The following is a 1,014-nucleotide window of genomic DNA, read 5'->3' on the forward strand; positions in this document are numbered from 1 at the left end:
ACTGACCGAGCGTACCCGTAGCCGTATCGCCCGGCACCTGAAACAGGCACAACTGCCCGCGCACAAGCCCCTGGAGGCGTTCGACTACCGCCACCAAACCACCATCACCAAGCGCCAAGTCAACGCCCTGCTGGACTTCGGCTTTATCGACGAGCGCCAGAACTTGGTGTTCATCGGCCCGCCGGGCGTGGGCAAAACCCACCTGGCCATCGGCATCGCCCTCAAAGCGATCGACGCCGGCTACAAGGTGCTGTTCCGCAGTGCGCTGGCGCTGGTGGAAGACCTGGAGCTAGCGGAAATGAAGGGCGAGCTCAAGAAGCGGCTGAGCCAACTGGCCAAATACGACGTGCTGGTGATCGATGAGTTGGGTTACCTGCCCATGACCCGCCAGGCGCGGTACAACCTGTTCCAACTGATCAACAGCCTGTACGAGTACCGCTCGATCATCCTGACCACAAACAAGGACTTCACCAACTGGGGTGAGTTCTTCCACGACGACGCCGTGGCGGTGCCGATCATCGACCGGGTGATCCACCACTCACACATCTTTATGCTGGGAGGAGAGAGCTATCGACTGAAGCAAAAAACAACGAATTAGACGACGTACTGTGGGTCAAAATTAATGGCCAAACGTGGGTCAAAATAGATGGCCATTGACAGGTTACAGTTGGGTTACTTCCCACTCTACCTTCTCTTATTCTATTTCGGTGTCGCTTCTGGCACTAATAAGTTAATTTCCACTGCGCATTATCAGCGCCTTAAGATCTGGGTGATTGCCGCGCTTATTCTTGTGGTGACTCTACCTTTTGTTATCCAGAGTCCGCCTGGTGATGGCCCCTTTGAGGGCGGGTTTAACTTAAACGCACTCTACTAGTAACCGTTCATTCAGAGGCGTGGTTGACGGCCCTGTAGAGGTCTGATCGGAGCGGCTGATCGGCGAAGGTGTCTTTCCACGCCCGGGGCGTCAGCTCTTCCACCCGGCTGGCCGGGTGCTCACTGATGCGAAGCAGCACA

General features: G+C 56.2%; 1 protein-coding gene. It reads left to right on the top strand.

Annotated features, from left to right (window positions below):
• The coding region (gene istB / locus AAE514_RS18450) for an IS21-like element helper ATPase IstB (protein WP_347333033.1) at positions 1–598 on the top strand (598 nt) is incomplete at its 5' end.
• Positions 599–1,014 lie beyond the last annotated feature (416 nt).

The sequence above is a fragment of the Marinimicrobium locisalis genome (genome assembly GCF_039822625.1).
Lineage (GTDB): Bacteria > Pseudomonadota > Gammaproteobacteria > Pseudomonadales > Cellvibrionaceae > Marinimicrobium > Marinimicrobium locisalis.